Origin of the sequence: Saccharopolyspora rosea, assembly GCF_025643595.1 — a bacterium.
In the GTDB taxonomy this organism is placed as follows: domain Bacteria; phylum Actinomycetota; class Actinomycetes; order Mycobacteriales; family Pseudonocardiaceae; genus Saccharopolyspora; species Saccharopolyspora rosea.
Genome location: NZ_CP102826.1, coordinates 4,273,222 through 4,295,285, shown reverse-complemented (window position 1 = coordinate 4,295,285; position 22,064 = coordinate 4,273,222). Strand labels below are relative to the sequence as shown.

The following is a 22,064-nucleotide window of genomic DNA, read 5'->3' as shown; positions in this document are numbered from 1 at the left end:
TTCCGCGAGCACCTGTTCTTTCGACCCCGTTTCGCTGATTCCCCGGCGAATTTCCCTTCGTTCCACCGAAAAAACGGTCCCTGTCCGTAGGGCAGTGCGCAGACGTGGTTTTCTTCGGGTTCTGCGGTGACCGACGTCGACGACAAGGAATACCTGAGGCCGACATGAACACCATCGCACTCGAACTGGTTCCGCCCGACCTGGACGGCGGTGAGCAGCGGGCTGTTGAGGAAGGGCGCAAAATCGCCGAACTCAGCCGGGAAAGCGGCCTGACCGGCCGCATCCGCCACGTGATGATCCCGGGCATCATCCAGGAGGACGGGGACCGCCCGGTCGACTTCCGGCCGAAGATGGACACCATCGACTTCTGGCAGGCCATCCAGCCGGAACTCGACGGCGTGCGGGGTCTGTGCACGCAGGTCACCGCCTTCCACGACGAGCAGCAGCTCGGCGAACGCCTGCGGAACCTGCGCGACGCCGGCATGGACGGCATCGCGTTCGTCGGCGTGCCGCGCACCATGGCCGACGGCGAGGGACCGGGTGTGGCGCCCACCGACGCGCTGACCAAGTTCCAGGACGTGGTGCCGCAGCGCGGTTCGATCCTCATCCCGACCCGCGACGGCGAGCAGGGCCGCTTCGGCTTCAAGTGCGAACGCGGCGCCACCTACGGCATGACCCAGCTGCTGTTCTCCGACGCGATCGTGCACTTCCTGCGCGAGTTCGCCCGCACCACCCCGCACCGCCCGGAGATCCTGCTGTCGTTCGGGTTCATCCCGGGCGTGGAGCGCAGCAAGCAGCTCATCCAGTGGCTGATCCAGGACCCGGGCAACGAGGCGGTCGCCCGCGAGCAGGAGTTCGTGGCCCGCACCGCGGAACTGGACTTCGAGGGCCGCAAGCAGGCCGTCGTCGACCTGTACAAGCGGATCATCGACGGTGTGCACGACCTCGGCTTCCCGCTCAGCGTCCACCTGGAAGCTCCCTACGGCTACAACAAACCCGCGTTCGAGACCTTCGCCGCGATGCTGGAGTACTGGGAGCCGCGCACGGCGTGACTCCTCCACCGGCCATCGGCCGTGGGCGAAACACCGTCGTTTCGCCCACGGCTGGTGGTTCACTGGTGGCATGGATCATCCTGTAGTGCGCACGACGAGTGGCGCGGTCCGCGGCCGCTCCACCGGAGATGTCGACGTCTTCCGCGGAATCCCGTACGCGGCACCGCTGGACGGCCCGCGCCGGTTCCGGGCTCCCGCCCCGCCCGAGCCGTGGGACGGCGTGCGGGAGGCGTCGTCGTTCAGCGCCTCGGTCCCGCAGCCCGAACCGCTGCCGGGAATGCCGCGGCTGTGGAAACCGGGCGACGACACCGACTGCCTGACCGTGAACGTGTGGACCCCGGACCGCGGCGCCCGCCTGCCGGTCATGGTCTGGCTCTACGGCGGCGCCCTGATCTCGGGCGGCTCGGCGATGCGCGACTACGACGGCGCGGTGCTGGCCCGCTCCGGCGTCGTCGTGGTGACGCTGAACTACCGGGTCGGCTACGAGGGTTTCGGCTGGGTCGACGACGCACCGGCCAACCGCGGCACGCTGGACCAGATCGCCGCGCTGCGCTGGGTGCGGGACAACATCGCCGCCTTCGGCGGTGACCCGGACGCGGTGACCGTGTTCGGCGAGTCCGCGGGCGCGGTGTCGACGGCGGCGCTGGTCGCGTCCCCGGCCGCGCGCGGACTGCTGCACCGCGCCATCGCGCAGAGCGTGGCGGGGATGTACCTGCCCGAGGACGAGGCCCGCAAGAGCAGCGGACTGGTCACCGGCCGCCTCGACGTGCCCGCCACGGCCGAGGCGCTGGCCGGGATCCCGCCGGAGCGCTTCCACCTGGCCCAGCAGGAGGCCACGGCCGAGATGTCCGCCAACCGCGAGTCCTGGACCCAGACGATGCCCTACGGCGTCGTGCTGGACGGGGAACTCCTGGACGCCCCGCCGTGGCGGGCCATGCGCGACGGCGCCGGTCGCGACATCGACCTGATCTGCGGCTTCACCACCGACGAAGCCAAACTGTTCACAGTGGACCTCCCAGGCGTGAAGGACCTCGGCGCGCTGGCCCGGGGGCTGCGCCTGCCGGAGTCCGCCCTGGACGACTACCGCACCGGTCATCCGGGCATCACCGACGCCGAGCTGTACGACGTCGTGTTCGGCGACCAGCTGCTGCGCATGCCGTCCCTGTGGTGCGCGGAGGGTCACGCGGACGGCGGCGGCGCCACCTACCTGTACGAGTTCGCCTGGCCCGCGCCCGGCCGCGGGGGCGCCTACGGCGCCTGCCACGCCCTCGACGTCCCGTTCACCTTCGGCGTCCGCGGCACCGAACTGGCCGGTCTCCTCTTCGACGGCACCGTGCCCGAGGACTTCGACGTGCTCTCCGGCGAACTGCGGCACGCCTGGACGACCTTCGCCGCCACCGGCGACCCCGGCTGGCCGCGCTACTCGACCAGCGCGCGCCCGACGAAGATCTGGCACGTGCCGTCCCGCGTGGAGCAGGACCCGCTCGCGGTGTCCCGCCGCATCTGGCAGCGCCGGTTCTGGACGTGACCGGCCGACTGCGCTGCGTGTTTGGTTAGCGTGGGGGCACGCACGGCGGAGGGAGACGGCATGTCGGACCGGGTGACGGCGGAGCTGGCGGCGAGGCTGCCGGCCGGAGCACTGCTGACCGACCCGGACTCGGTGGCCCGCTACGCGCACGACGACGCGGAGTGGGCGCCGTTCGGCAAGCCGCTGGCGGTCGTGCGGCCCACCCGCACCGAGGACGTCGCGGCGGTCGTCCGGGTGTGCGCTGAGGCGGGCGTCCCGGTCGTCGGCCGCGGCGCGGGGACCGGGCTGTCCGGCGGCGCGAACGCCGTGGACGGCTGCGTGGTCGTCTCGTTCGAGGCGATGAACGCGATCCTGGAGATCAACCCGTGCGAGCAGCTGGCCGTGGTCCAGCCGGGCGTGGTCAACGACGACCTGCGCGCCGCCTGCCGCGAGCACGGCGCCTGGTACCCGCCGGATCCGGCGAGCTCGCCGTGGTCGACCATCGGCGGCAACGTGTCCACCAACGCCGGCGGGGTCTGCTGCGTCAAGTACGGCGTGACCCGCGACTACGTGCTCGGCCTGCAGGCCGTGGTCGGTGGCGGGGACGTGGTGCGGCTGGGCAGGCGCACCGCCAAGGGCGTGGCCGGGTACGACCTGTGCGGCCTGTTCGTCGGCTCCGAGGGCACGTTGGGCCTGGTCACCGAGATCACCGTGAAGCTGCTGCCCGGACTGCGGGCCCCGGAGCGCACCGTGGTCGGCTCCTTCGACTCGCTGGCCGAGGCGGGCGAGGCGGTGGCCGCGGTGGCGGCAGGTGGAGTCGTGCCCTCGGCGCTGGAACTGCTGGACAAGCACTGCCTGGAGGCGGTGGACGCCTGGAAGAACATGGGGCTCAGCGCGGAGGGCAACGTCCTGCTCCTCGGCCGCTCCGACACCCCGGGCGAGGCGGGCGAGCAGGAGGTCGACGCGCTGCTGCGCTGCTTCGACGAGGCGGGCGCGACGTGGAGCGCCCGCTCCACCGACCAGCACGAGGCGGACGCCCTGTTCGCCGCCCGCCGCCTGGCCTATCCGGCGCTGGAACGCCTCGGCCCGGTGCTCACCGAGGACGTCTGCGTGCCCCGCGCCGACGTCCCGGAGATGCTGCGCCGCATCGAGGAAGCGGCCCGCCGCCACGACACCCACATCGCCAACATCGCGCACGCCGGCGACGGAAACCTCCACCCGCTGATCATCACCCCGCCCGGCGACGACGCGGCCCGCCAGCGCGCCCAACGCGCCTTCGACGACATCGTCGACGACGCCCTGTCCCTCGGCGGCACGGTGACCGGCGAACACGGCGTCGGCCTGCTCAAGCGCAAGGGCCTGCACGCCGAACTCAGCCCGGAGGTCGTGGCGATGCACCACGCCGTCAAGAACGCCCTGGACCCGCACGGCATCTTCAACCCGGGCAAGGTCTTCGGCACGCCCTGACGTCGTCGCGCTGGCCTCGGGTGCTGGGCGTCACCCGCGGTAGCGGTCGGTTCTGACCGCCCGCAGGAAGTCCGCCCACGCGCCGGACCCGAAGAGCAACGCCGGACCGCCCGGATCCTTCGAATCCCGCACACCCGTCGCGGAATCCGCCAGTCCGACTTCTACGCACTCACCGCCGCCGTGACCGCTGTAGCTGCTCTTGCGCCAGACAGTGCCGATTTCGATGCAGGCACCGCCGTTGGGGCCGCTGTAGCTGCTCTTGCGCCAGACAACATCGGGCAACTTCGCTGCGTCCTCGACGTGCTGTTTGATCACCGTGCTGTGTCCTTCAGTAGGTCTTCCAGCAGGTTCCTGGAGTCCGAGGGCGTCAACGCCATCCGCGTGAGACCGTCGAAGTCCTCCCGGAAGTCCGCGATCTCCTCGGGTTCCTCCAGATACAACCCGCCCTTCTGGTTCTCCACGTACACAACACCAGGATCATCGGCTCTTGGGAAGCCCAGCCAGTGAAACGACCCCAAGTGCCCTCGATGTGGGCCAGCGCGGAACGGCATGATCTGGAGCGTGACCTGGGGATGGCTGGACATCTGGACGAGGTGCGCGAGCTGATCGCGCAGTACCGCGTCACTTCCCATCGTCCGGTGCAGGACCGACTCGTCGACGATCGCGTGCACCTTCAGCGCACCCGTGTCACGGTTCAGGGCTTCCTGCCGTTGGAGACGTGCGTCGATCTGCTGCCGTTGCCGGGAGTGCGATGCACGACTGCCCGCGTTGATCAACGCCTCCGCGTAGCCGCGCGTCTGGAGCAGGCCGGGGACGAACCCCAAGTCCCACTCGTGGATTTCGCTGGCGCCCCACTCCAGTCCGATGTAGAGGGAGAACCACTCGGGGATCGCCTGGTTGCCGTCCCACCAGCCCTTTTCCTTCGCGATGTCGGACAGCTTGAGGTACCAGTCGATGCGATCGGGCGGAACACCGAGGAACGGGAGCATGACTTCGAGATCCGGCGCACTAACGGCGTTGCGCATGCTCTCGATGTGCGCGATCTTCGCTGGATTGCACCGCAGACGCTTGGCCACCTCGCTCTGCTTCAACCCGGCGGCTTCACGGAGGCGCCGAATCTCTTGGGCCAGCCAGCGCCGCCCCACGGTCGGGCTGACCGTCTGCGGTTGCTGCGCAGCGGAGTCGTGCACGGTCGTCCTCCAAGTCCGAGTGATCAACCACCCAGTCGAGGCATTGCGGCGTCAACTTTACTAAGTCAGATTGACTACTGTCACTCCTGACGGACAGGAGATTACTTTTCGCAACTGTCACGACTCCTACCGGGAGGTCCCCATGCGCTGCGCCATCGCCCTTTACCGGATCGTCAACCCCGACACGTTCGGCTCCTACGACCAGCTGTTGCTCTCCGAGCCGTTGCCCGGTGACGAGCCTCCCGAGGTGTGGAAGGGGTGCCTGCACGCCTGGGCGCTGGCGAAGCTGCACCGGGGCGAGCACCGGTTCGGCATGTACTTCGCCGCCGTCGTCCCGGCCGACGAGCGCGGCAGGCCCGACGACGAGAAGCGGGAGGAACTCGTCGAGCAGGACGTGGATCCGGTGGAGGAGTACCTGTGCTGGTCCGGCGGCGGCGAACTCGTCGATGCCTAGCGCTTCACCACGTCCAACGCGGCCTGTTCCACGGTGTCCTCGTCCAGCAGCACGTGGTAGGCCGCCGGGCCCAGCGGGATGAAGCTGTCCTCGCTGGTCACCCGCGCGACCGGGCCGGGGAAGCGGTGGTCGGTCAGCGCGGTGACCACCGCTTCGGAGACGCCGCCGGAGCGGCGGGTCTCGTCCACCACGAGCACGCGGCCGGTCGCCTGCGCTGCGGCGAGCAGGTCGTCCACCGGCAGCGGCGCCAGCCAGCGCAAGTCGAGGACGCGGGCGCGCACGCCGCGCTCGCCCAGCCGCCGCGCGACGCGCAGGCTCATCGGCACGCCGTTGCCGAACGACACCAGCGTCAGGTCCGCGCCGTCGCCGTACTCCCGGGCCCGCCCGATCGGGACGTGCCCGGTGCCGGGGGCGGGGTAGTCCGCCAACCAGCCGCCGTCGCCGGGTTCGTGCAGGTCGCGGGTGTGGTAGAGGGCGATCGGTTCCAGGAAGACGCAGACCCGGCCGTCGACGTGCGCGGCGGCGACGCAGGTGCGCAGCATGGCCGCGGCGTCGTCGGGTCGGGACGGCGAGGCCAGCACCACGCCGGGCAGGTCGCGCAGCGCGGCGATGCTGTTGTCGTTGTGGAAGTGCCCGCCGAAGCCCTTCTGGTAGCCGTACCCGGCGATGCGCACGACCATCGGGTTCCGGTAGCGCCCGTCGGAGAAGAAGCTCAGCGTGCTGCCCTCGCCGCGCAGCTGGTCGGCGGCGTTGTGCAGGTACGCCAGGTACTGGATCTCCGGGATCGGCAGCAGCCCCGCCAGTCCGGCGCCCAGCGCCGTGCCGAGGATGCTCTGCTCGTCCAGCAGCGTGTCGAAAACCCTGGTGCCGCCGAACGTCTTCCGCAGCCCGCGGGTCACCCCGTACACGCCGCCCTTGCGCGCGACGTCCTCGCCGAAGACGAGCACCCGCTCGTCGCGGCCGAGTTCCTCGGCCAGCGACCGGTTGATCGCCTGCGCCAGCGTCAGCGGTCCCTCGGACTCCGGGGCCCGGTCGAACGCCCGCCGCTGCGGGATCTCGCCCGCCCGGCGGGCGAGGGCGTCCGGCCGGTTCCGGCAGATCGAGGCCATGACCTCGCCCGCACCGGCCAGTTTCCGCCTGCCCAGCGCGTCGTCGGCGACGCGTGCGACCTCGTCGCGCGCGGCCTCGTAGTGCGCGATGACCTCCTCGGGCGTGGCGATTCCGCGCGACACCAGTGCTTTCGCGGTCGCCAGCAGGGGGTCGCGGGCGTAGTCGGCGGTGATCTCGGTGCGCGAGCGGTACCCGGACTCCACATCGGACCCGGCGTGCCCCATCAGCCGCACGGTCCGCAGGTGCAGGAACGCCGGAGCGCGGTGGGTGCGCACCCAGTCCGCCGCCTCCCGCGCGATGTCCAGGCACGCCACCGGATCCGCGCCGTCCGCGGTGAAGTAGCGCAGCCCGGGGCGGTGGCCGTAGGTGTTCTCGATCCACCCGTGCGGCGTGCGCACGCTGATGCCGATGCCGTTGTCCTCGCACACCAGCAGCAGCGGCATCGCGAGACCCTGGTAGGCGCAGTGCAGCGCGGAGTTGATCGCGCCGGTGGCGGTGGAGTGGTTGGCCGAGGCGTCCCCGAAGCTGCACACCACCACCGAGTCGGTGGGCCATTCGGTCGCCACGCCCAGCTTCTCCGCGCGTCCCAGCGCGAACCCCAGCCCGACGGCGCGCGGCAGGTGCGAGGCGATCGTGGAGGTCTGCGGGATGACCGACAGCGCCGCGTTGCCGAAGACCTTGTGCCGCCCGGCGGAGATCGGCTCGTCCGCCGACGCGACGACGCCCAGCGCCACGTCCCGCAACGGTTCCGCTCCGGGGACCTGCCGCCCGCGGCGGACGTAGAACCCGCCGGAGCGGTAGTGCAGCAGCGCCGGGTCGGTCGGCCGCAGCGCGGCGGCCACGGCGGCGTTGGACTCGTGCCCGGACGATCCGATGCTGTAGTAACCGAGCCCCTGCGAGCCGAGCCGCCGGGCCATGAGGTCCAGGTGGCGGCTGCCCGCCTGCGCGTCGAACAGCGCCCACAGCTCCCCGGCCCGCTCGTCGGAGCGGCGCGGGGTCTCGGGCAGCGCGGCGACGGTGGTCAGGAAGTGCTCGTCGACGGGCTCTTTCCGGTCGCTCATGACTGCTCCTCGTGCCAGTCGTTGGCCACCGCCGCGCACGACTTCGCCAGGCATTCCAGCGCGATCGGCAGCAGCGGGTTGGTGTTCTGCCTGCGGTAGAGGGTCTTGACGCGGCGGTGCGGCTGCCAGCCCGCGATGCGGGCGATCCGCACGTGGTCGTCCGGGATCGCCAGGCCGGGCAGCACCGCCACGCCGAGGCCGCGCGCGACCAGGTCGCGGATGACGGCGTAGTCGTTGCTGCGGAACACGATCCGCGGCACGAAACCCGCCGCGGCGGCCAGCCGCACCAGCGACCGCGCCCCGGCGGTGTCCTGCCGCGTGCAGATCCACGGGTCGTCGGCCAGCCACCGCAGGTCCACCTCGTCGCGGTCGGCCAGCGGGTGCGAGTCGGGCAGTGCCAGCCGCAGCGGTTCGGCCAGCAGTTCCTCGACGCACAGCTCCACCGGCCACTGGCGCGGGTCCAGGTCGTACTCGAACACCACGGCCGCGTCCACCACGCCGTCCAGGACCCCGTCGATCACCTCGTCGGGTTCGCCCTCGTCGAGCTGCACCTCGGCCTGCGGCCGCTGTGCGACGACCGTCGCCAGCACGTCGGGCAGCACGCGCGCGTTGGCGGTGGCGAAGCTGGCCAGCCGCAGGCTGCCCTCCTCGCCGACCACCATCGCCCGCACCTCGCGTTCCAACGCGTCGAGCGCCCCCAGCGCGTCGCGGCTGCGCTCGGCCAGCCGCACCGCCAGGTTGGTGCTGCGCGCGCTGCGCGCGGTGCGCTCGAACAGCGTCGCGCCGATCGCTCGCTCCAGCAGCACCATCTGCTGCGACACCGCCGAGGCGGTGTAGCCGAGCGCGCGCCCGGCCTCGGCGAACGAGCCGGTGCGCACGCATTCCTGGAGGGTCCGCAGGTGGATCGGGTTCAGCACGCCGACCTCTTCTCAGACGGGTTCCGGCAGCCGTCCGCGCAGCCGCATGGCGGTGCGGACCCGCTCCTCGGCCAGTTCCCGGGCGGCCTCGTGCGGCAGCGTCCCGCCGCGGTCCGCGGTGTCGAGCACCAGAACGGTGTTGCCGCGGGTCCGCTCGGCCACGGTGCGCAGGATCGCCTCCGGCTCGGGGCGGAACGCCGAATGCCGGGCGTCCATCGCGAATCCGGCCGCGATGGCGCCTCCCGCGTTGGCGATGAAGTCCGGCACGACGGTCACCCCGCGCGCCGCGAGCAGCGCCCGCGCTCCCGGGGTGGTGGGCAGGTTGGCGCCTTCCACGACGAACTCAGCCCGCACGGCGGCGGCCAGCGCCTCGTCGATGACGTCCTGCCCGGCCGCCGGGACCAGCACGTCGCAGTCGACGACGAGTTCGTCACCGCGCGGGACCCGTTGCCGCGCGGGAGCTTTGGCCACGCAGGCGTCGCCGAACTCGGCCCGCGCGTCCAGCCAGCGCGGCACGTCGAGCCCGTCCGGATCGTGCACCGAACCTTCCACAGTGGAGAGTGCGACGACCTGGGCACCCAGCTCGTGCAGCCGCCGGGCGGCGGCCGCCCCGACCGCGCCGAAGCCCTGCAACGCCACCCGCGCGCCCACCGCGCTGCGACCCCGGTGCGCCAGCGCGGCGTCCACGGCCTCGGCGACACCGTGACCGGTGACGCCCAGCTGGTCGTAGGGCACGCCGCCCAGCGACTCGGGCACGCCGACCGCCGCACCCCGGTCCCCGAGCTCGTCCTGGATGATCGCCGCGTCGTGCTCGGTCATGCCCATGTCCAGCCCGGCGACGTAGCTGGCCGGGATCTGGTCGGCGAGCCGCCGCGCGAAGGCCCGCACGATGCGTTCCTTGTCCGGCGAGTCCGGGTCGGCGATGATCCCGGCCTTCGCGCCGCCGTGGAACAGGTCGACCGCCGCCCACTTCCACGTCATCACCCGCGCCAACCGGGCGATCTCGGCGACGGTGACGGTCGGGCTCATCCGGGTGCCGCCCTTGCCGGTCCCGCGGGCGGTGTTGTCCACGACCAGCACGCCGCGCATGCCGGTGCGGGCGTCGGAGACGCACACCACCTTCTCCGGACCCCACTCGTCGATCTCCTGCAACAAATCAGGCACTTCGCGCTCCTCGCCGATCAGACGCAGTTGTGCTCGGGCCGGGTCGCGGCGCCGGCGAACCGCCGCGCGTCGAGCCCGGACACGTCGACCACCGGTGGACGGCCGAGCACGAGATCGCGCACGACCTCGCCGACCGCGGGCCCCTGGAGGAAACCGTGCCCGGAAAACCCGGTGGCGTAGTGGAAACCGGCCGGTGACCCGGCCGTGCCGACCAGCGCGTTGTGGTCGGGGGTGACCTCGTACAGCCCGGCCCACCGGTGCGCGACACCGAGGTCGGCCAGCCGCGGCGCCCGGCGGGACACCGCCTCCGACAACCGCGCCAGCCAGCGGCCGTCGGTGCCCAGCCGGAAACCGTGCTCCTCGTCCGGGTCGGACATGCCCACCAGCAGCGCCGGTCCCTCGTCGTGGAAGTAGAAGCTGGTGGCGAAGTCGATGGTGAACGGCAGCCGGGGCGGCAGGTCCGCGACCGGTTCGGTGACCAGGATCTGCCGCCGCAGCGGGCGCACCGGCAGCTCGACCCCGGCCATCGCGCCGACCTCGGCCGACCACGCGCCCGCCGCGCAGACCACAGTGGACGTTTCCACCTCGCCGTCGGCGGTGCGCACCGCGCCGATCCGCCCGTCGCGGACGTCGATCCCGGTGACCGCGCAGTGCCGCCGGAGCACCGCCCCGAGCCGCCGCGCGCCCTGCGCGTAACCCTGCACCACGGCCTCCGGCGTGCAGTGCCCGTCGGTGGGGGAGAAGGCGGCGGCCAGCAGCCCGTCGCCGACGACGTACGGCGACAGCGCGCACGCCTCGGCCACCGTCAGCATCGTGCTCGGCACGCCCAGTTCGTTCTGCACCCGCACGCCGTCCTCGAACGCGGCGACGTCGGCGGGGTCGGACAGCAGGAACAGGTAGCCGTGCTGCTTGAGGTCGATCTCCCCGCCGGGACGGCGGGCGAAGTCCTCGAAGGCGCGCAGGCTGCGCCGCCCCAGTTCGATGTTGACCGGGTCGGAGAACTGCGCCCGCACTCCGCCCGCCGCCTTGCTCGTGCTGCCCGAGCCCAGCTCGTCGCGTTCCAGCAGCAGCACGTCGACGCCCGCCTCGGCGAGGTGGAAGGCGGTGCTCACGCCCACCACCCCGCCGCCGACCACGACGACGTCGGCGCGCCGCGGCAGTCCGGTCACCGGTCACCGCCGAGCTCGGCGGGCAGCCGGTAGTCCAGCTCCGGTTCCACCGTGGCCACGTCCATCTGCGCCTTCTGCAACTTCCCGGAGAAGTCCCAGTTCAACGACTGCCAGCGGGTGAACTGGTCGAGCACCCAGATCCCGGACTGCCGGCTGCCGTTGCCGGAGCGCCCGTTGCCGCCGAACGGCAGGTGCGCCTCCGCGCCCGAGGTGGAGTTGTTGACGCTGACCATGCCCGCGCCGATGCCCTGCCGGAACCGGAACGCGGTGGCCGGGTCGGTGGTGTAGATGGCGGCGGACAGCCCGTAGCCGGGCGCGTTGCCCAGCTCGATCGCCTCGTCCAGGGTCTCGTAGGTGGTGACGCCGACGATCGGCCCGAAGGTCTCCTGCCGGAACACGTGGTCGTCCGGCCGCACCCCGTCCAGCAGCACCGGGTGGTAGTACAACCCGGTCGACGGATCGCCCTGGAAACCCTTGCGCGGCGCGGAATCGCCGATCCGGCCCACGCCGTCGGAGCCGAGCGCGGTGTGGTGCGCGGCGACGGTGTCCAGAATGGACTCGAAGTTGTCGGCGAACTTCTGGTCCAGCAGCGGGCCGTAGAGCACGTCGCCGGTCGGGTCGCCGATCGCCGCCGAGCGCAGCGCGTCGTCCAGCCGCCGCACGAACTCGCCGTGCACGTCGCGGTGCACGATGAGGTTGCCCAGCGAGGTGCAGCGCTGCCCGGCCGTGCCCCAGCCGGAGAACAGCGCGCCCTCCACCGCCAGGTCCAGGTCGGCGTCCGGGGCGACCACCATCGGGTTCTTGCCGCCCAGCTCCAGGCACGGGCTCTGCAGGTGGCGGCCGCACAGCTCGCCGACCCGCGCGCCGACCGCGCTGGAACCGGTGAACCCGACCTTGTGCACCGTCCCCGCCGACAGCGCCGCGTCCAGCCCGGCGAAGGTGTCCTCGCCGTCGGCGTAGACGAGGTTGAGCACCCCGCGCGGCACCCCGGCCCGCCACGCCAGCTCGGACAGCGCCCGCGCCGTCGCCGCGGCGTACTCGGCAGGCTTCCACACCACGGCGTTGCCGCACAGCAGCGCCGGGACCATGTACCAGGACGGCACCGCGACCGGGAAGTTGCCCGCGGTGATCACCGCCGCCACCCCGACCGGCACCCGGAAGGTGAACAGCTGCTTGTCCGGCATCTCCGAGGGCACCGTCTGGCCGTAGAGCCGCCGCCCCTCGCCGAGGAAGAAGTCGCAGGTGTCGATGATCTCCTGCACCTCGCCGAGCGCCTCGGTGTAGGGCTTGCCGATCTCCCGGGTCACCAGCCGCGCCAACGACTCCTTGTTGGCCTCCACCAGCCGCCCCATCCCGGCGATCACCCGGCCGCGCACCGGAGCCGGGACCTGCGCCCACTCCCGCTGCGCCCGCTGCGCGCGCTCGGCGGCGGCGGGCAGCGCGCCGGGGCCGCCGAGCCGGACCCGCGCCACCACGTCGTCGAGGTTCGCCGGGTTGCGCGACAGGTACTCGCCTCCGCCGTCGGCCGTGTCCGCCGGACCGATCACGGAGCTCAACGTCGACTGCACCGACATGCACCTCTTCCTGCTCGTGGGGAGTACGCCCGGCGCCGTGTGCCGCAGGCCACGTCCGCCGCACGGATCACCGTAGATGCTCCCCGCCGGACCAGCCGAGAATCAGAAGAGTGATTTCTGCTCACTCTGAGCGACAGCATCGCTTGCCCTCGGGGCGATCTCCGTCTGGCACCATGCGGGCGTGCACACCGACTGGACGACGTGGAGCGACGCCGACGTGGCGGCCGCGCTGGACCTGGACACCGCGATCGACTCGCAGCGGCGGGCGTTCACCGCGCTCGGGCGCGGCGAGGCCCAGCTCGCCGAGAAGGTGGCGATCCGGACCGGCCCGGACTCCACGTTGAGCTACCTGGCCAGGCTCTCGCCCCGGCACGGCACGGTGAGCAAGCTCGTGGCGGTGCACCCGGGCAACGCCGAGCGCGGCCTGCCCACGATCTCGGCGACCGCGTCGGTCCTCGATGCCGAGACCGGTCGCCTGGTGGCGACCATGGAGGCCACCGCGCTCACCGAGATCCGCACCGCCGCGGGCAGCGCCGTGGCCGCCGACGTCCTCGCCCCGGCGTCCGCGGACGTGCTGGCGGTGATCGGCTCCGGCGTGCAGGCGCGGGCGCACGTCCGCGCGCTCGCCCGGGTCCGCCCGCTGCGCGAGGTCCGGATCTTCGGCCGCGACCGGCACCGCCGCGAGGCCGCGGCCGCCGAGCTGACCGCCGAACTGGACGTCCCGGTGCACCCGGTCGCCGACGCGGACGCGGCCGTGCGCGGCGCACCGCTGGTCGCCACCTGCACGCTCAGCGCCGAACCGGTGGTCGCGACGTCGTCGCTGGCCGACGGCGCCACGGTGATCAGCGTCGGCAGTTTCGAGCACCACCGGCGCGAGGTGGACGCCGAGCTCGTCCGCCGCGCCGCCGCGGTCGTCGTCGACGACGTGGACACCGCCGTCGCGCACGCCGGCCCGATCGCGCACGCCCTCGACCGCGGCGACCTGACCCGCGCGGACCTGCGCTCCCTCGGCGAGGTCCTCGTCGGCGACCGGCCCGGCCGCACCGACGACGGCGACCTGGTCTTCTACAACAGCGTCGGCATCGGCGTGCAGGACGCGGCAGCCGCCCACGCGGTCCTCGGGACCCTGTAGCCGCGCTCTGTCCGCAGTGGACGTGATCGGCTATCGTCGCGGGGGCCGTCGATGCCGCGGGGGTGGTCATGGGATTCGCCGATCGGCTGCGGGCATCGCTGGACTGGTCGGGTTTCCCCGGCCGGGTCAGCTTCGCCGCCTGGGACCTCGACGAGCGCGAACCCGTCCTGCACGACGCCGAACGCGTCGTCCACGCGGCCAGCACGATCAAGGTCCTCACCATGATCGCCGCGCTGCGCGAGGTGCGCGACGGCCGGATCGCGCTGGACACCGAGGTGGGGCTGCCGGCCGAGCGCGCTGGTGGCTTCGGGGTGCTGCGCGAACTGCGCGGGGTGCACCGGCTCCAGCTCGCCGACCTGATCGCGCTGATGATCGTGATCAGCGACAACGCCGCGACCAACGCGGTCATCGACGTCGTCGGCTTCGACGCGATCCGGGCCTGCGCCGAGGACCTGGGCTGCACGGCCACCCGGGTGCAGCGCCGCCTGATGGACGTGCACGCACCCGGCCGCAACGAGACCACCGCCCTCGACCAGGCCCGCGTCCTCGACGCGCTGGCCACCGGAGCGGCGCTGCCCGCGGACCTCACCCGGCACGCCCTCGACGTGCTGTCCCGCCAGCAGGTCCGCGACCGGCTGCCCGCCCGCCTGCCGGACGGTGCGCGCTGCTGGAACAAGACCGGCGAACTCGACGGCCTGCGCCACGACGTGGGGCTGCTCGGTCCCGACCGGCCGCGGGCGGTGGTGGCGGTGCTGGTCGACGGGCTCGACGACGAGCTGTTTCGCGGCGTCCGGGGCGGCCCGGCCTGCGCGGCCATCGCCGATCTCGGCCGCGCCGCCTACGCCGCGCTGTCCGGGGCGCGGCGCTGACCGCGCGGCGCGTTCAGCGCTCGTGCACCACGACCCCGTCGACCATGGTGAGGTCCACCAGCGCGTCGCCGATCTCCGCGGCGGGCTCGGCGAACGGGTCGCGGTCCAGGACCACGAGATCCGCGGCCTTGCCGACCTCGATCGAACCGGTCTCGGCGTCGAGGTGGTTCACCCACGCGCTGCCCGCGGTGTAGGCGGCCAGCGCGTCGACGAGGTCGATGCCCTGCTCGGGCAGGAACGGTTCGGCGTCGCTGCCCGGTTCCCGGCGGTTGACCGCCGCGTGCACCGCGAGCATCGGGTCCGCTTCGGACACCGGCCAGTCGCTGCCCGCGGCCAGCACCGCGCCCGCCGCGCGCAGCGATCGGAACGGGTACTGCCAGCCGGCGCGCCGGTGGCCCAGGCGCGGCACGGTCAGCTCGGTCATCGCCGCGTCGTTGACCGCCCACAGCGCCTGGACCACCGCCGTGACGCGGAGTTCGTGGAAGCGCGGGATGTCGCTGGGGTGCACGACCTGCACGTGCGCGATCTGGTGCCGCAGGTCGTTGGCGCCGTTGCGGTCGCGGGCCCCGGCCAGCGCGTCGAGCACGTCGCGCACCGCGCGGTCGCCGATGGCGTGGAAGTGCAACTGGAATCCCTCGGCGTCCAGCTCCCGGACCGCGGCGGCCAGCTCCGCGGAGTCCACGAAGGACAGTCCGCTGCCGCGACTTCCCAGGTATGGCAGCAACATCGCGGCGGTGCAGTTCTCGCACACCCCGTCCTGCATGATCTTGACCGCGTCGGCGCGGAAGTGCCGACCGCGCGCCCGCCGCCGCTGCCGGAGCCCGTCGAGCTGCCCGGTGCCGCGGTCGCGGTCCCACCACAGCGCGCCGCGCACCTTGCCGGTGAGCAGTCCCCGCGAGTCGGCCGCAAGGTAGGTCTCCAGCGTGTCGTCGTAGCCCAGGTACGGACCGACGATCGCGTCGTGCCACATCGTCACGCCGCGTTCCCGCAGGTGGCGCTGCCCTTCGAGGAGTCCGGCCAGGTACTCCTGGGGGCTGGTGGGCGCCAGCGCGGGGGTGAGCAGCCGGGTCGCGCCCTCGTGCAGCACGCCGGACGGGTGCCCGTCGGCGTCGCGTTCGATCCGGCCGTCGGCCGGGTCGGGGGTGTCCCGGTCGATGCCCGCCAGCCGCAGCGCCGCGCTGTTGACCCACGCCCCGTGGTGGTCGCGGTTGAGCAGGTAGGCGGGCCGGTCACCGGTGATCCGGTCGAGGTCCCACCGGCTCGGCGTCCCGCCCGGGAACCAGCCCATGTCCCAGCCGCCGCCCAGCACCCAGCCGGGCCCCGGCCGCGCGCGCACGTGCTCGGCGATCAGCCGCAGGCACTCGCGCGCGTCCTCGGCACCGGTCAGGTCGCAGCGCAACCGCTCCAGACCGCCGTAGACGGGGTGCGCGTGGGCGTCGTGGAAGCCGGGCAGCAGCAACCGGCCCCGCAGCTCGACCACGTCGGTGGCCGGGCCGACGCGCTCGCGCACCGCGGACCGCCCGACCGCGGTGATCCGCCCGCCCCGCACCGCGACCGCGTCGCTGAACGACCGGGCGGCGTCCATCGTGGCCACCGGGCCGCCCACGAAGGCCACCTCGGCGGTGTCGGCGGACATCGGCCCGCGGTCAGCGCACCGGCTCGCCGGTGATCGTCGCGACCGCGCGGTCGCGGGTCGCCTCGTCGATCTCCGGCACCCGGAACCCGCGCTCGCGGATGTGCGCCACCAGGTCGGGCTGCGGCGCCACGTCGTGCCACCGCAGGTAGTAGCCCACCGCGCCGGGCCAGATCCAGGTGCCGTCGGTGTGGAAGGTCATCGGCACCGCCGCAGCGCCCTCGGGATCCAGCCGGTCGGCGTCGTAGCTGCGCGCGGCGAGCACGATCGGCGCGCGCTCCAGGTACTCCACGACCTGGTCGCGCTCCTCGGGCCGCACGGCGGGCCGCTCGGTGATCGGCCGCCCGCTGCCGTCGAAGACCTCCGCGGTCCGCAGCCCCGGCGCGCCGCCGCGCTCGGCCAGCCACGCCGGGGTCGACGCCCCGGGCCTGGGGTGCAGCCGCAGCTCCTCGGCGTACGCCTCGGGCGGGGGAGCGCTCTTCCAGGCGGGCTCGTAGTCGCCGTTGAAGTCGACCGCGTAGCTGCCGGGCCGCTTCAGCCGGTACAGGGCGCTGACCCAGGTGCCGCGGTCCGGCTGGTACATGCCGTTCCGCAACCGGTCGAACAGGCCGGTCACCTCCCGCGGCGGTGCGAGCGGCACGGCGGTGCCGTTGGGCGCGGTCAGTTGCGCGGCCAGTTCGTGGTGGGCACCGAGCGCCCGGTACTCGACGTTGACCTCGTGCCAGCCAGGGGGCAGGGCCTGCGCGATCACCCGGCCGATCTCCTGGATGAGCTGCTGCTGCTCGGCCTGGTCCAGGCTCGCTGGACGGTCGTGGGATCCCGGTTGGCTCATGCCTGCATCCTCCCAGTCGCACGCGGACCTCGGGAGCCGTTCCGCCCAGGTTCGGCCGTGCCCCCTGCAAGATCGTCGCGGCGTCTCTTCGCCCGCCGCGCCCGGAATCTTAAGACCCCGAAAGGATGATCTTCGACGGCCGACGCGTGGGCTACCCGGACGGGTGCGACCACCCGTTCCGCTGACGCCTGCCATGTCCGATCTGCGGATTGTTGACAATCATTCTCCGCGCCGTTTAGCTTCGAGCCGTTCCCGGCGGACGCGGAGGTGACCATGCGGGCTCACGAGCACGGCCATCCGCGTCCCGCGCGTTGGATGTCCTCGTCGTCGCTCTGGCTGCGACATCGCTGACCGAACACCGTCGCTGCCGCGGGCAGCGCGGGCGATCAGGTCGTCGACGACCTGATCGAGGTGTGCTCAACCTGTTTTCCCCTTAACCCCGCGCGGGCGACGCGCGCCCGTGCTCGGCATGCGAGCTGGGAGGAGGTTCGGCCGGTGACACTCGTCGACCGCGACCCGCAGATGAGGGTGATCTGGACAGACCCGGTGACGGGCAAGCGCGGCTACCTGGTCGTGCACAGCCTGGTGTCCGGTCTCGCCACCGGCGGGACCCGGATGCGGGTCGGCTGCACGCTGGCCGAGGTGGAGGCGTTGGCACTGGGGATGGCCCGCAAGACCGCCGTGTTCGGCCTTCCGGTCGGCGGCGCCAAGGGCGGCATCGACTGCGATCCGAAGGACCCGCGAGCACCCGAGGTGCTGCGCCGGTTCATCGCCGCGATGCGCCCGTGGGTGGACGCCCACTGGGTGACCGCCGAGGACCTGGGCGTCCCGCAGCAGCTGATCGACGAGGTCTTCGCCGACCTCGGGCTGCACCAGTCCTACCACGCGGCGATCCGCCGGGCCCCGGACGTGGAGCACACGCTGCTCCGGGTGCGGGCCGGGCTGAACTCGCCGGTGCCGGGCGGTCTGCTGCTCGGCGACGTGGTCGGCGGCTACGGGGTCGCCCAGTGCTGCCTGGGCGTGCTGCACGCGCGCGACTGGGCGCCGGACCGGACCGCGGTCGCGGTCCAGGGCGTGGGCACGATGGGCGGCGGCGCCGCGTACTACCTGCACGAGGCCGGGGCCAAGGTCGTCGCCGTGGCGGACGCCAAGGGCACCCTGTACGACCCCGACGGCCTGGACGTGCCCGCGCTGCTGGACGCCCGGGACCGCTTCGGCGAGATCGACCGGTCGCAGGTCCCCGAGCACGTGCGGCGGCTGCCGCGGGAGGCGGTGCTCTCGGCCGACGTCGACGTGCTCATCCCGGCCGCGGTGTCCTTCGCGATCACCGCCGAGCAGGTCCCGCACGTGGCGGCCAAGGTGATCGTGGAGGCCGCCAACACCCCGGTGACCGAGGACGCCGAGGAGCTGCTGGCCGCCCGCGGCATCCCGGTGATCCCGGACTTCGTCGCCAACGCGGGCGCCGCGGCGTGGGCGTGGTGGCTGCTGCTCGGCCGCGTGGACGCCGACCCGGTCCGCTCGTTCCAGGTGCTGCGCGAGGAGATGCTGGCCAAGATCCCCCCGCTGTTGGCCGCCTGGGACGCCGAGGGCGTCACCCCGCGGCGGGCGGCGCTGCGGCTGGCCGACGACCAGACCGAGCTCAACCGCGTCGCCGAAGCCGAGGGGCGCACGCTGCTCAGCATTCCGTGACCACGGGTCGGGCGGGGTGATTTCCGGTGGAATTGTCCCGCCCGACACGGCCGGGTGAACGTGTGACAACCCGGTGTGGGAGTGCTAGCGTTGCCGTAGTTGCAGTTTTGGTTCCCAGCAGTACTGGAAAGTGCCTGCCAGAACGCAGGCACTTTTTCGTGCCGGAGGCCGTTCGGCCCGGGGTGATCATCTCGGCGACTTGGGGTCTGCGCAGTGTTGACCCTGGCCACACGAAACAGGAGAAAGCAAGAATGGCTACCGGTACCGTCAAGTGGTTCAACGCGGAGAAGGGCTACGGGTTCATCACCCCGGACGGCGGCGGCGCCGACGTCTTCGCCCACTACTCCGCGATCGACGCCACCGGTTTCCGCACGCTGGACGAGAACCAGCGGGTGGAGTTCGAGATCGCTCAGGGCCCGAAGGGGCCGCAGGCGGCTCAGATCCGCACCATCTGAGCCGAGCACGGCACTGCCGGGGCGGCGGGCGTGATGCCCGCCGCCCCGGCGTCGTTTCCGAACCGTTGACTTTCACTCTTCACGGTGACAACTGCCCGGGTAGGCTTCCAGGCCGCTGTTGTCGGACGCGGTGGAGGTCGAGGTGACCTTGCGTGTCGTCGTCGCCGGGGCGTCCCGGGTGGTCGGTGGCCCGCTGCTCGCGCGGCTGCGGGAACGCGGTCACCACGTGACGGCGCTGGTCGGCGGACCGGGTGATTTCGTCGACCCCGATCGGGTCGACGAGGTGGTGGTGGCCGAGCCGGACGACGCGCGGGCGCTGCGCTCGGCGGTCCGCGACGCCGCTCCCGATGCCCTGGTGGACCTCGCGGCCGACCTCGCCGCCGGGGACGGCGAGGTGCTGCGCGGCTGCGCGCGGCGCGGTCGCGAGACGGCCGACCTGGTCGCCGCCGCGACCGCGGCCGGTGCCCGGCGGGTGGTCGCGCAGAGCAGCACCGGTGCCTACCGGCCCTGCGGGCGCGAGGTGCTCGACGAGTCGGCTCCACTGTGGACGGACGCGACGGGGGTCTGGGGCGAGGTGGTGCGCTCGCTCTCCGTCGCCGAGCAGGCGGTGCTCGGTCGCCCCGACGTGGCGGGCGCGGTGCTGCGGTACGGCTCGCTGTACGGACCGGGGACGCGGTTCGCGCCCGGCGGCGCCGTGCACGAGCAGGTGCGCGGCAGCGCCCTGCCGCTGGTCGAGGACGGGGTCGGGCTCACCTCGTTCACGCACGTCGACGACGCCGCGCAGGCGCTGGTCGAGGTGCTGGACCAGGAGGTCACCGGTACCTACAACGTGGTCGACAACGAGCCGGCGGAGTGCGCCGAGTGGCTGCCCGCCTACGCGCGCATGGCGGGCGGACCGGCTCCGGTGACGCTGAGCCTCGACAAGGCGCGGGCGCAGCTGGACGCGCTCACCGTGCACCAGCTCACCGAGCAGCGCGCCGCCACCAACTTCCGGATCCGCGAGGAGCTGGGCTGGCGACCCGCCTGGCCGAGCTGGCGCGAGGGCTTCGCCGAGATGTTCGGCCTCTGGCCGGTGTGAGTCCACTCTGGACGTCCGGATCGTTCCAGGTCGGTTCCGGTGCCGTCCGCGCTCTGGGAAACCGGCCTCGGGCGGGATAGGTTTCCGGTCGGACCATTCCACCCGTCCGGGTGGCCCAGACCGAAGCCGGAGTGAGCATGACGACCACAGGCGTGCACCCGCTGCGGGAGCTGCTGCCGGAGGGCAGCGTGTTCGACGACGTCGACGTGCTGGAGGCGCACCGCCGGGACCGGGCGACCTTCTGCCCGGCGGGCACCCCCTCGGTGCTGGTCCGCGCCCGGTCCACAGAGGACGTCGCGACGACGCTGCGCTGGGCGGACGAGCACCGCGTGCCGGTGGTCCCGCAGGGCGCGCGCTCCGGGTTGTCCGGCGGAGCCAACGCCGTCGACGGCTGCGTGCTGCTGTCGGTGGAGAAGATGGACCGCATCCTCGACATCGACGTCGACGAGCAGCTCGCCGTGGTCCAGCCGGGCGTGGTCAACGGGGTGCTCGCCGCCCGCGCCGCCGAGCGGGGGCTGTTCTACCCGCCCGATCCCGGTTCCCGCAGCGTGTCCACCATCGGCGGCAACGTGGCGACCAACGCGGGCGGCATGTGCTGCGTGAAGTACGGCGTGACCGGCGACTTCGTGCGGGAGCTGGAGGTGGTGCTCGCCGACGGCCGGGTGATGCGCACCGGGCGGCGCACCGCCAAGGGGGTCGCCGGGTACGACCTGGCCCGCCTGATCGTCGGCTCCGAGGGCACGCTCGGCGTGGTCACCGAGGTCACCGTCGCGCTGCGGCCCGCCTCGGCGCGGCCGTTGACGGCGGTGGCGTTCTTCCCGACCGTCGCCGACGCCGCCGGGACCGTGGCCGGGTACCTCGGGGAGGGCTACCGGCCGTCGGTGCTGGAGTTCATGGACGAACCGACGGTGCGCTGCGTGCAGCGGGTCGCCGACCTGGGTTTCCCGGACGGGACCGCCGGCATGCTCATCGCGCAGTCCGACCGCGGCGACGCCGCGCCCGACGACCTCGCGGCCTTCGAACGGGTCGCCCGCTCCTTCCGCGCCACCGAGGTCGTCGTCGCCGACGACCCGGTCGAGGGGGAGATGCTCATGCAGGCGCGCCGGCTGATCGGCGACTCCCAGGAACACCTCGGCGCGCTGCTGATCGACGACGTGTGCGTGCCCCGCGGCCGGCTCGTCGACCTCGTGACGGGTCTGGAACGCATCGCCGAGGAGCAGCGCGTCCAGGTGTTGTGCGCCGGGCACGCCGGTGACGGCAACATGCACCCGGTGGTCGCGTTCGACGCCGACGACCCGGACGAGAGCGCACGCGCCCAGCGGGCCTTCGACGACATCATGGCGCTCGGACTGGAACTGGGCGGCACCATCACCGGTGAGCACGGCGTCGGCCACCTCAAGCGCCGGTGGCTGGGCCGCGAACTCGACCCGGCCGCGCTGTGGGCGCAGCGGCAGATCAAGAACGCGCTCGACCCGCACGGCATCCTCAACCCGGGACGGGTCCTCCCGGACGGCTGAGCCGGCTCAGTCGTGCTCGTAGAAGTCGTCGTCGGTGGGGATCTCGCGGTACTGGTCGACCAGATCGGCCGGGTCGGCGTCGAAGGGCACCTCCGGCGGAACCGGAGTCTCCTCCTCGGGGACCTCCTGGCGGGCCTGCTCGACGGCGTCGGCTTCGGGGGTCTCGGGGTTCATCGGGCTCCTCCACGCGTGCT

At 72.8% G+C, this 22,064-nt stretch carries 20 protein-coding genes; 10 read left to right on the top strand and 10 right to left on the bottom strand.

Translation table 11 applies throughout. From position 1 onward, the window contains the following. Positions 1-164: 164 nt before the first annotated feature. From NV263_RS19860 to NV263_RS19850, 3 genes are all read left to right on the top strand, one after another. Positions 165-1,052 (top strand): mycobacterial-type methylenetetrahydrofolate reductase, encoded by an 888-nt coding sequence (locus NV263_RS19860; protein WP_263247941.1) that lies wholly within the window; start codon positions 165-167, stop codon positions 1,050-1,052. Between the two features lie 85 nt (positions 1,053-1,137). Further along, positions 1,138-2,580: a carboxylesterase/lipase family protein gene (locus tag NV263_RS19855; protein ID WP_263247940.1), complete on the top strand. Its 1,443-nt coding sequence runs from the start codon at positions 1,138-1,140 to the stop codon at positions 2,578-2,580. A gap of 60 nt (positions 2,581-2,640) precedes the next feature. Continuing rightward, positions 2,641-4,026 carry an FAD-binding oxidoreductase gene (locus NV263_RS19850; protein WP_263247939.1) on the top strand — a complete coding sequence of 462 codons (1,386 nt, stop codon included), beginning with the start codon at positions 2,641-2,643 and terminating at the stop codon, positions 4,024-4,026. A gap of 30 nt (positions 4,027-4,056) precedes the next feature. Here NV263_RS19850 and NV263_RS19845 read toward each other — a convergent pair whose 3' ends face one another. Together NV263_RS19845 and NV263_RS19840 are read right to left on the bottom strand one after the other, a co-directional pair. Continuing rightward, complete coding sequence (locus NV263_RS19845; RefSeq protein WP_317630347.1) at positions 4,057-4,341, bottom strand: DUF397 domain-containing protein; 285 nt, start codon at positions 4,339-4,341, stop codon at positions 4,057-4,059. Next, a complete protein-coding gene (locus NV263_RS19840) occupies positions 4,338-5,216 on the bottom strand; it encodes a helix-turn-helix domain-containing protein (protein ID WP_263247937.1) in 879 nt (292 codons plus the stop codon). The genes NV263_RS19845 and NV263_RS19840 overlap by 4 nt, the downstream gene beginning before the upstream one ends. A 142-nt stretch (positions 5,217-5,358) precedes the next feature. Between NV263_RS19840 and NV263_RS19835 the strand changes: the two genes are divergently transcribed. After that, a complete protein-coding gene (locus NV263_RS19835; protein WP_263247935.1) occupies positions 5,359-5,670 on the top strand; it encodes a hypothetical protein in 312 nt (103 codons plus the stop codon). Here NV263_RS19835 and NV263_RS19830 read toward each other — a convergent pair. Genes NV263_RS19830 through NV263_RS19810 form a run of 5 tightly spaced genes read right to left on the bottom strand, consistent with a single transcriptional unit; the run spans position 5,667 to position 12,665 of the window. Next, positions 5,667-7,841: a thiamine pyrophosphate-dependent enzyme gene (locus NV263_RS19830; protein WP_263247933.1), complete on the bottom strand. Its 2,175-nt coding sequence runs from the start codon at positions 7,839-7,841 to the stop codon at positions 5,667-5,669. The two genes, NV263_RS19835 and NV263_RS19830, sit on opposite strands and share 4 nt — an antisense overlap. Then, positions 7,838-8,758 (bottom strand): LysR family transcriptional regulator, encoded by a 921-nt coding sequence (locus tag NV263_RS19825; protein WP_263247931.1) that lies wholly within the window; start codon positions 8,756-8,758, stop codon positions 7,838-7,840. Before NV263_RS19825 ends, NV263_RS19830 begins: the two co-directional genes overlap by 4 nt. 12 nt (positions 8,759-8,770) lie before the next feature. Next, the gene (locus NV263_RS19820; protein ID WP_263247929.1) at positions 8,771-9,922 is read right to left on the bottom strand and encodes a Glu/Leu/Phe/Val family dehydrogenase; all 1,152 of its coding nucleotides are present in this window, start codon (positions 9,920-9,922) and stop codon (positions 8,771-8,773) included. Between the two features lie 17 nt (positions 9,923-9,939). Then, on the bottom strand, positions 9,940-11,091 hold the full coding sequence (locus NV263_RS19815) for an NAD(P)/FAD-dependent oxidoreductase (protein WP_263247928.1): 1,152 nt from the start codon (positions 11,089-11,091) through the stop codon (positions 9,940-9,942). Beyond that, positions 11,088-12,665: an aldehyde dehydrogenase family protein gene (locus NV263_RS19810; protein WP_263247927.1), complete on the bottom strand. Its 1,578-nt coding sequence runs from the start codon at positions 12,663-12,665 to the stop codon at positions 11,088-11,090. Before NV263_RS19810 ends, NV263_RS19815 begins: the two co-directional genes overlap by 4 nt. Positions 12,666-12,846: 181 nt before the next feature. Here NV263_RS19810 and NV263_RS19805 point away from each other — a divergent pair, with 181 nt between their 5' ends. Further along, a complete protein-coding gene (locus tag NV263_RS19805; protein ID WP_263247926.1) occupies positions 12,847-13,797 on the top strand; it encodes an ornithine cyclodeaminase family protein in 951 nt (316 codons plus the stop codon). A gap of 68 nt (positions 13,798-13,865) precedes the next feature. Then, positions 13,866-14,666: a serine hydrolase gene (locus tag NV263_RS19800; RefSeq protein ID WP_263247925.1), complete on the top strand. Its 801-nt coding sequence runs from the start codon at positions 13,866-13,868 to the stop codon at positions 14,664-14,666. Between the two features lie 13 nt (positions 14,667-14,679). Here the strand turns inward: NV263_RS19800 and NV263_RS19795 are convergent, their stop codons facing one another. Further along, positions 14,680-16,302, bottom strand: coding sequence for an amidohydrolase (locus NV263_RS19795; RefSeq protein ID WP_263247924.1), 1,623 nt, complete (start codon positions 16,300-16,302; stop codon positions 14,680-14,682). A 10-nt stretch (positions 16,303-16,312) separates the two neighbouring features. After that, positions 16,313-17,131: a hypothetical protein gene (locus NV263_RS19790; RefSeq protein WP_263247921.1), complete on the bottom strand. Its 819-nt coding sequence runs from the start codon at positions 17,129-17,131 to the stop codon at positions 16,313-16,315. A gap of 495 nt (positions 17,132-17,626) precedes the next feature. Here NV263_RS19790 and NV263_RS19785 point away from each other — a divergent pair, with 495 nt between their 5' ends. The 4 genes from NV263_RS19785 to NV263_RS19770 all read left to right on the top strand — a co-directional run bounded on the left by NV263_RS19785 (position 17,627) and on the right by NV263_RS19770 (position 21,870). Further along, the gene (locus NV263_RS19785; RefSeq protein WP_263247920.1) at positions 17,627-18,820 is read left to right on the top strand and encodes a Glu/Leu/Phe/Val family dehydrogenase; all 1,194 of its coding nucleotides are present in this window, start codon (positions 17,627-17,629) and stop codon (positions 18,818-18,820) included. A gap of 251 nt (positions 18,821-19,071) precedes the next feature. Further along, positions 19,072-19,275: a cold-shock protein gene (locus tag NV263_RS19780; RefSeq protein WP_263247917.1), complete on the top strand. Its 204-nt coding sequence runs from the start codon at positions 19,072-19,074 to the stop codon at positions 19,273-19,275. A 142-nt stretch (positions 19,276-19,417) separates the two neighbouring features. Continuing rightward, complete coding sequence (locus NV263_RS19775; RefSeq protein WP_263247916.1) at positions 19,418-20,353, top strand: NAD-dependent epimerase/dehydratase family protein; 936 nt, start codon at positions 19,418-19,420, stop codon at positions 20,351-20,353. Positions 20,354-20,490: 137 nt separating this feature from the next. Continuing rightward, positions 20,491-21,870 (top strand): FAD-binding oxidoreductase, encoded by a 1,380-nt coding sequence (locus NV263_RS19770; protein ID WP_263247915.1) that lies wholly within the window; start codon positions 20,491-20,493, stop codon positions 21,868-21,870. Positions 21,871-21,876: 6 nt separating this feature from the next. On the opposite strand, the gene NV263_RS19765 is transcribed toward NV263_RS19770, so the two are convergent. Beyond that, positions 21,877-22,044 carry a hypothetical protein gene (locus NV263_RS19765; RefSeq protein ID WP_263247914.1) on the bottom strand — a complete coding sequence of 56 codons (168 nt, stop codon included), beginning with the start codon at positions 22,042-22,044 and terminating at the stop codon, positions 21,877-21,879. Positions 22,045-22,064: the final 20 nt, after the last annotated feature.

Coding starts and splice junctions, on each gene's coding strand:
- NV263_RS19860 (WP_263247941.1), top strand. CDS start 165: ATGAACACCATCGCACTCGAACTGGTTCCGCCCGACCTGGACGGCGGT.
- NV263_RS19850 (WP_263247939.1), top strand. CDS start 2,641: ATGTCGGACCGGGTGACGGCGGAGCTGGCGGCGAGGCTGCCGGCCGGA.
- NV263_RS19835 (WP_263247935.1), top strand. CDS start 5,359: ATGCGCTGCGCCATCGCCCTTTACCGGATCGTCAACCCCGACACGTTC.
- NV263_RS19830 (WP_263247933.1), bottom strand. CDS start 7,841: ATGAGCGACCGGAAAGAGCCCGTCGACGAGCACTTCCTGACCACCGTC.
- NV263_RS19810 (WP_263247927.1), bottom strand. CDS start 12,665: ATGTCGGTGCAGTCGACGTTGAGCTCCGTGATCGGTCCGGCGGACACG.
- NV263_RS19800 (WP_263247925.1), top strand. CDS start 13,866: ATGGGATTCGCCGATCGGCTGCGGGCATCGCTGGACTGGTCGGGTTTC.
- NV263_RS19795 (WP_263247924.1), bottom strand. CDS start 16,302: ATGTCCGCCGACACCGCCGAGGTGGCCTTCGTGGGCGGCCCGGTGGCC.
- NV263_RS19790 (WP_263247921.1), bottom strand. CDS start 17,131: ATGAGCCAACCGGGATCCCACGACCGTCCAGCGAGCCTGGACCAGGCC.
- NV263_RS19780 (WP_263247917.1), top strand. CDS start 19,072: ATGGCTACCGGTACCGTCAAGTGGTTCAACGCGGAGAAGGGCTACGGG.
- NV263_RS19770 (WP_263247915.1), top strand. CDS start 20,491: ATGACGACCACAGGCGTGCACCCGCTGCGGGAGCTGCTGCCGGAGGGC.
- NV263_RS19765 (WP_263247914.1), bottom strand. CDS start 22,044: ATGAACCCCGAGACCCCCGAAGCCGACGCCGTCGAGCAGGCCCGCCAG.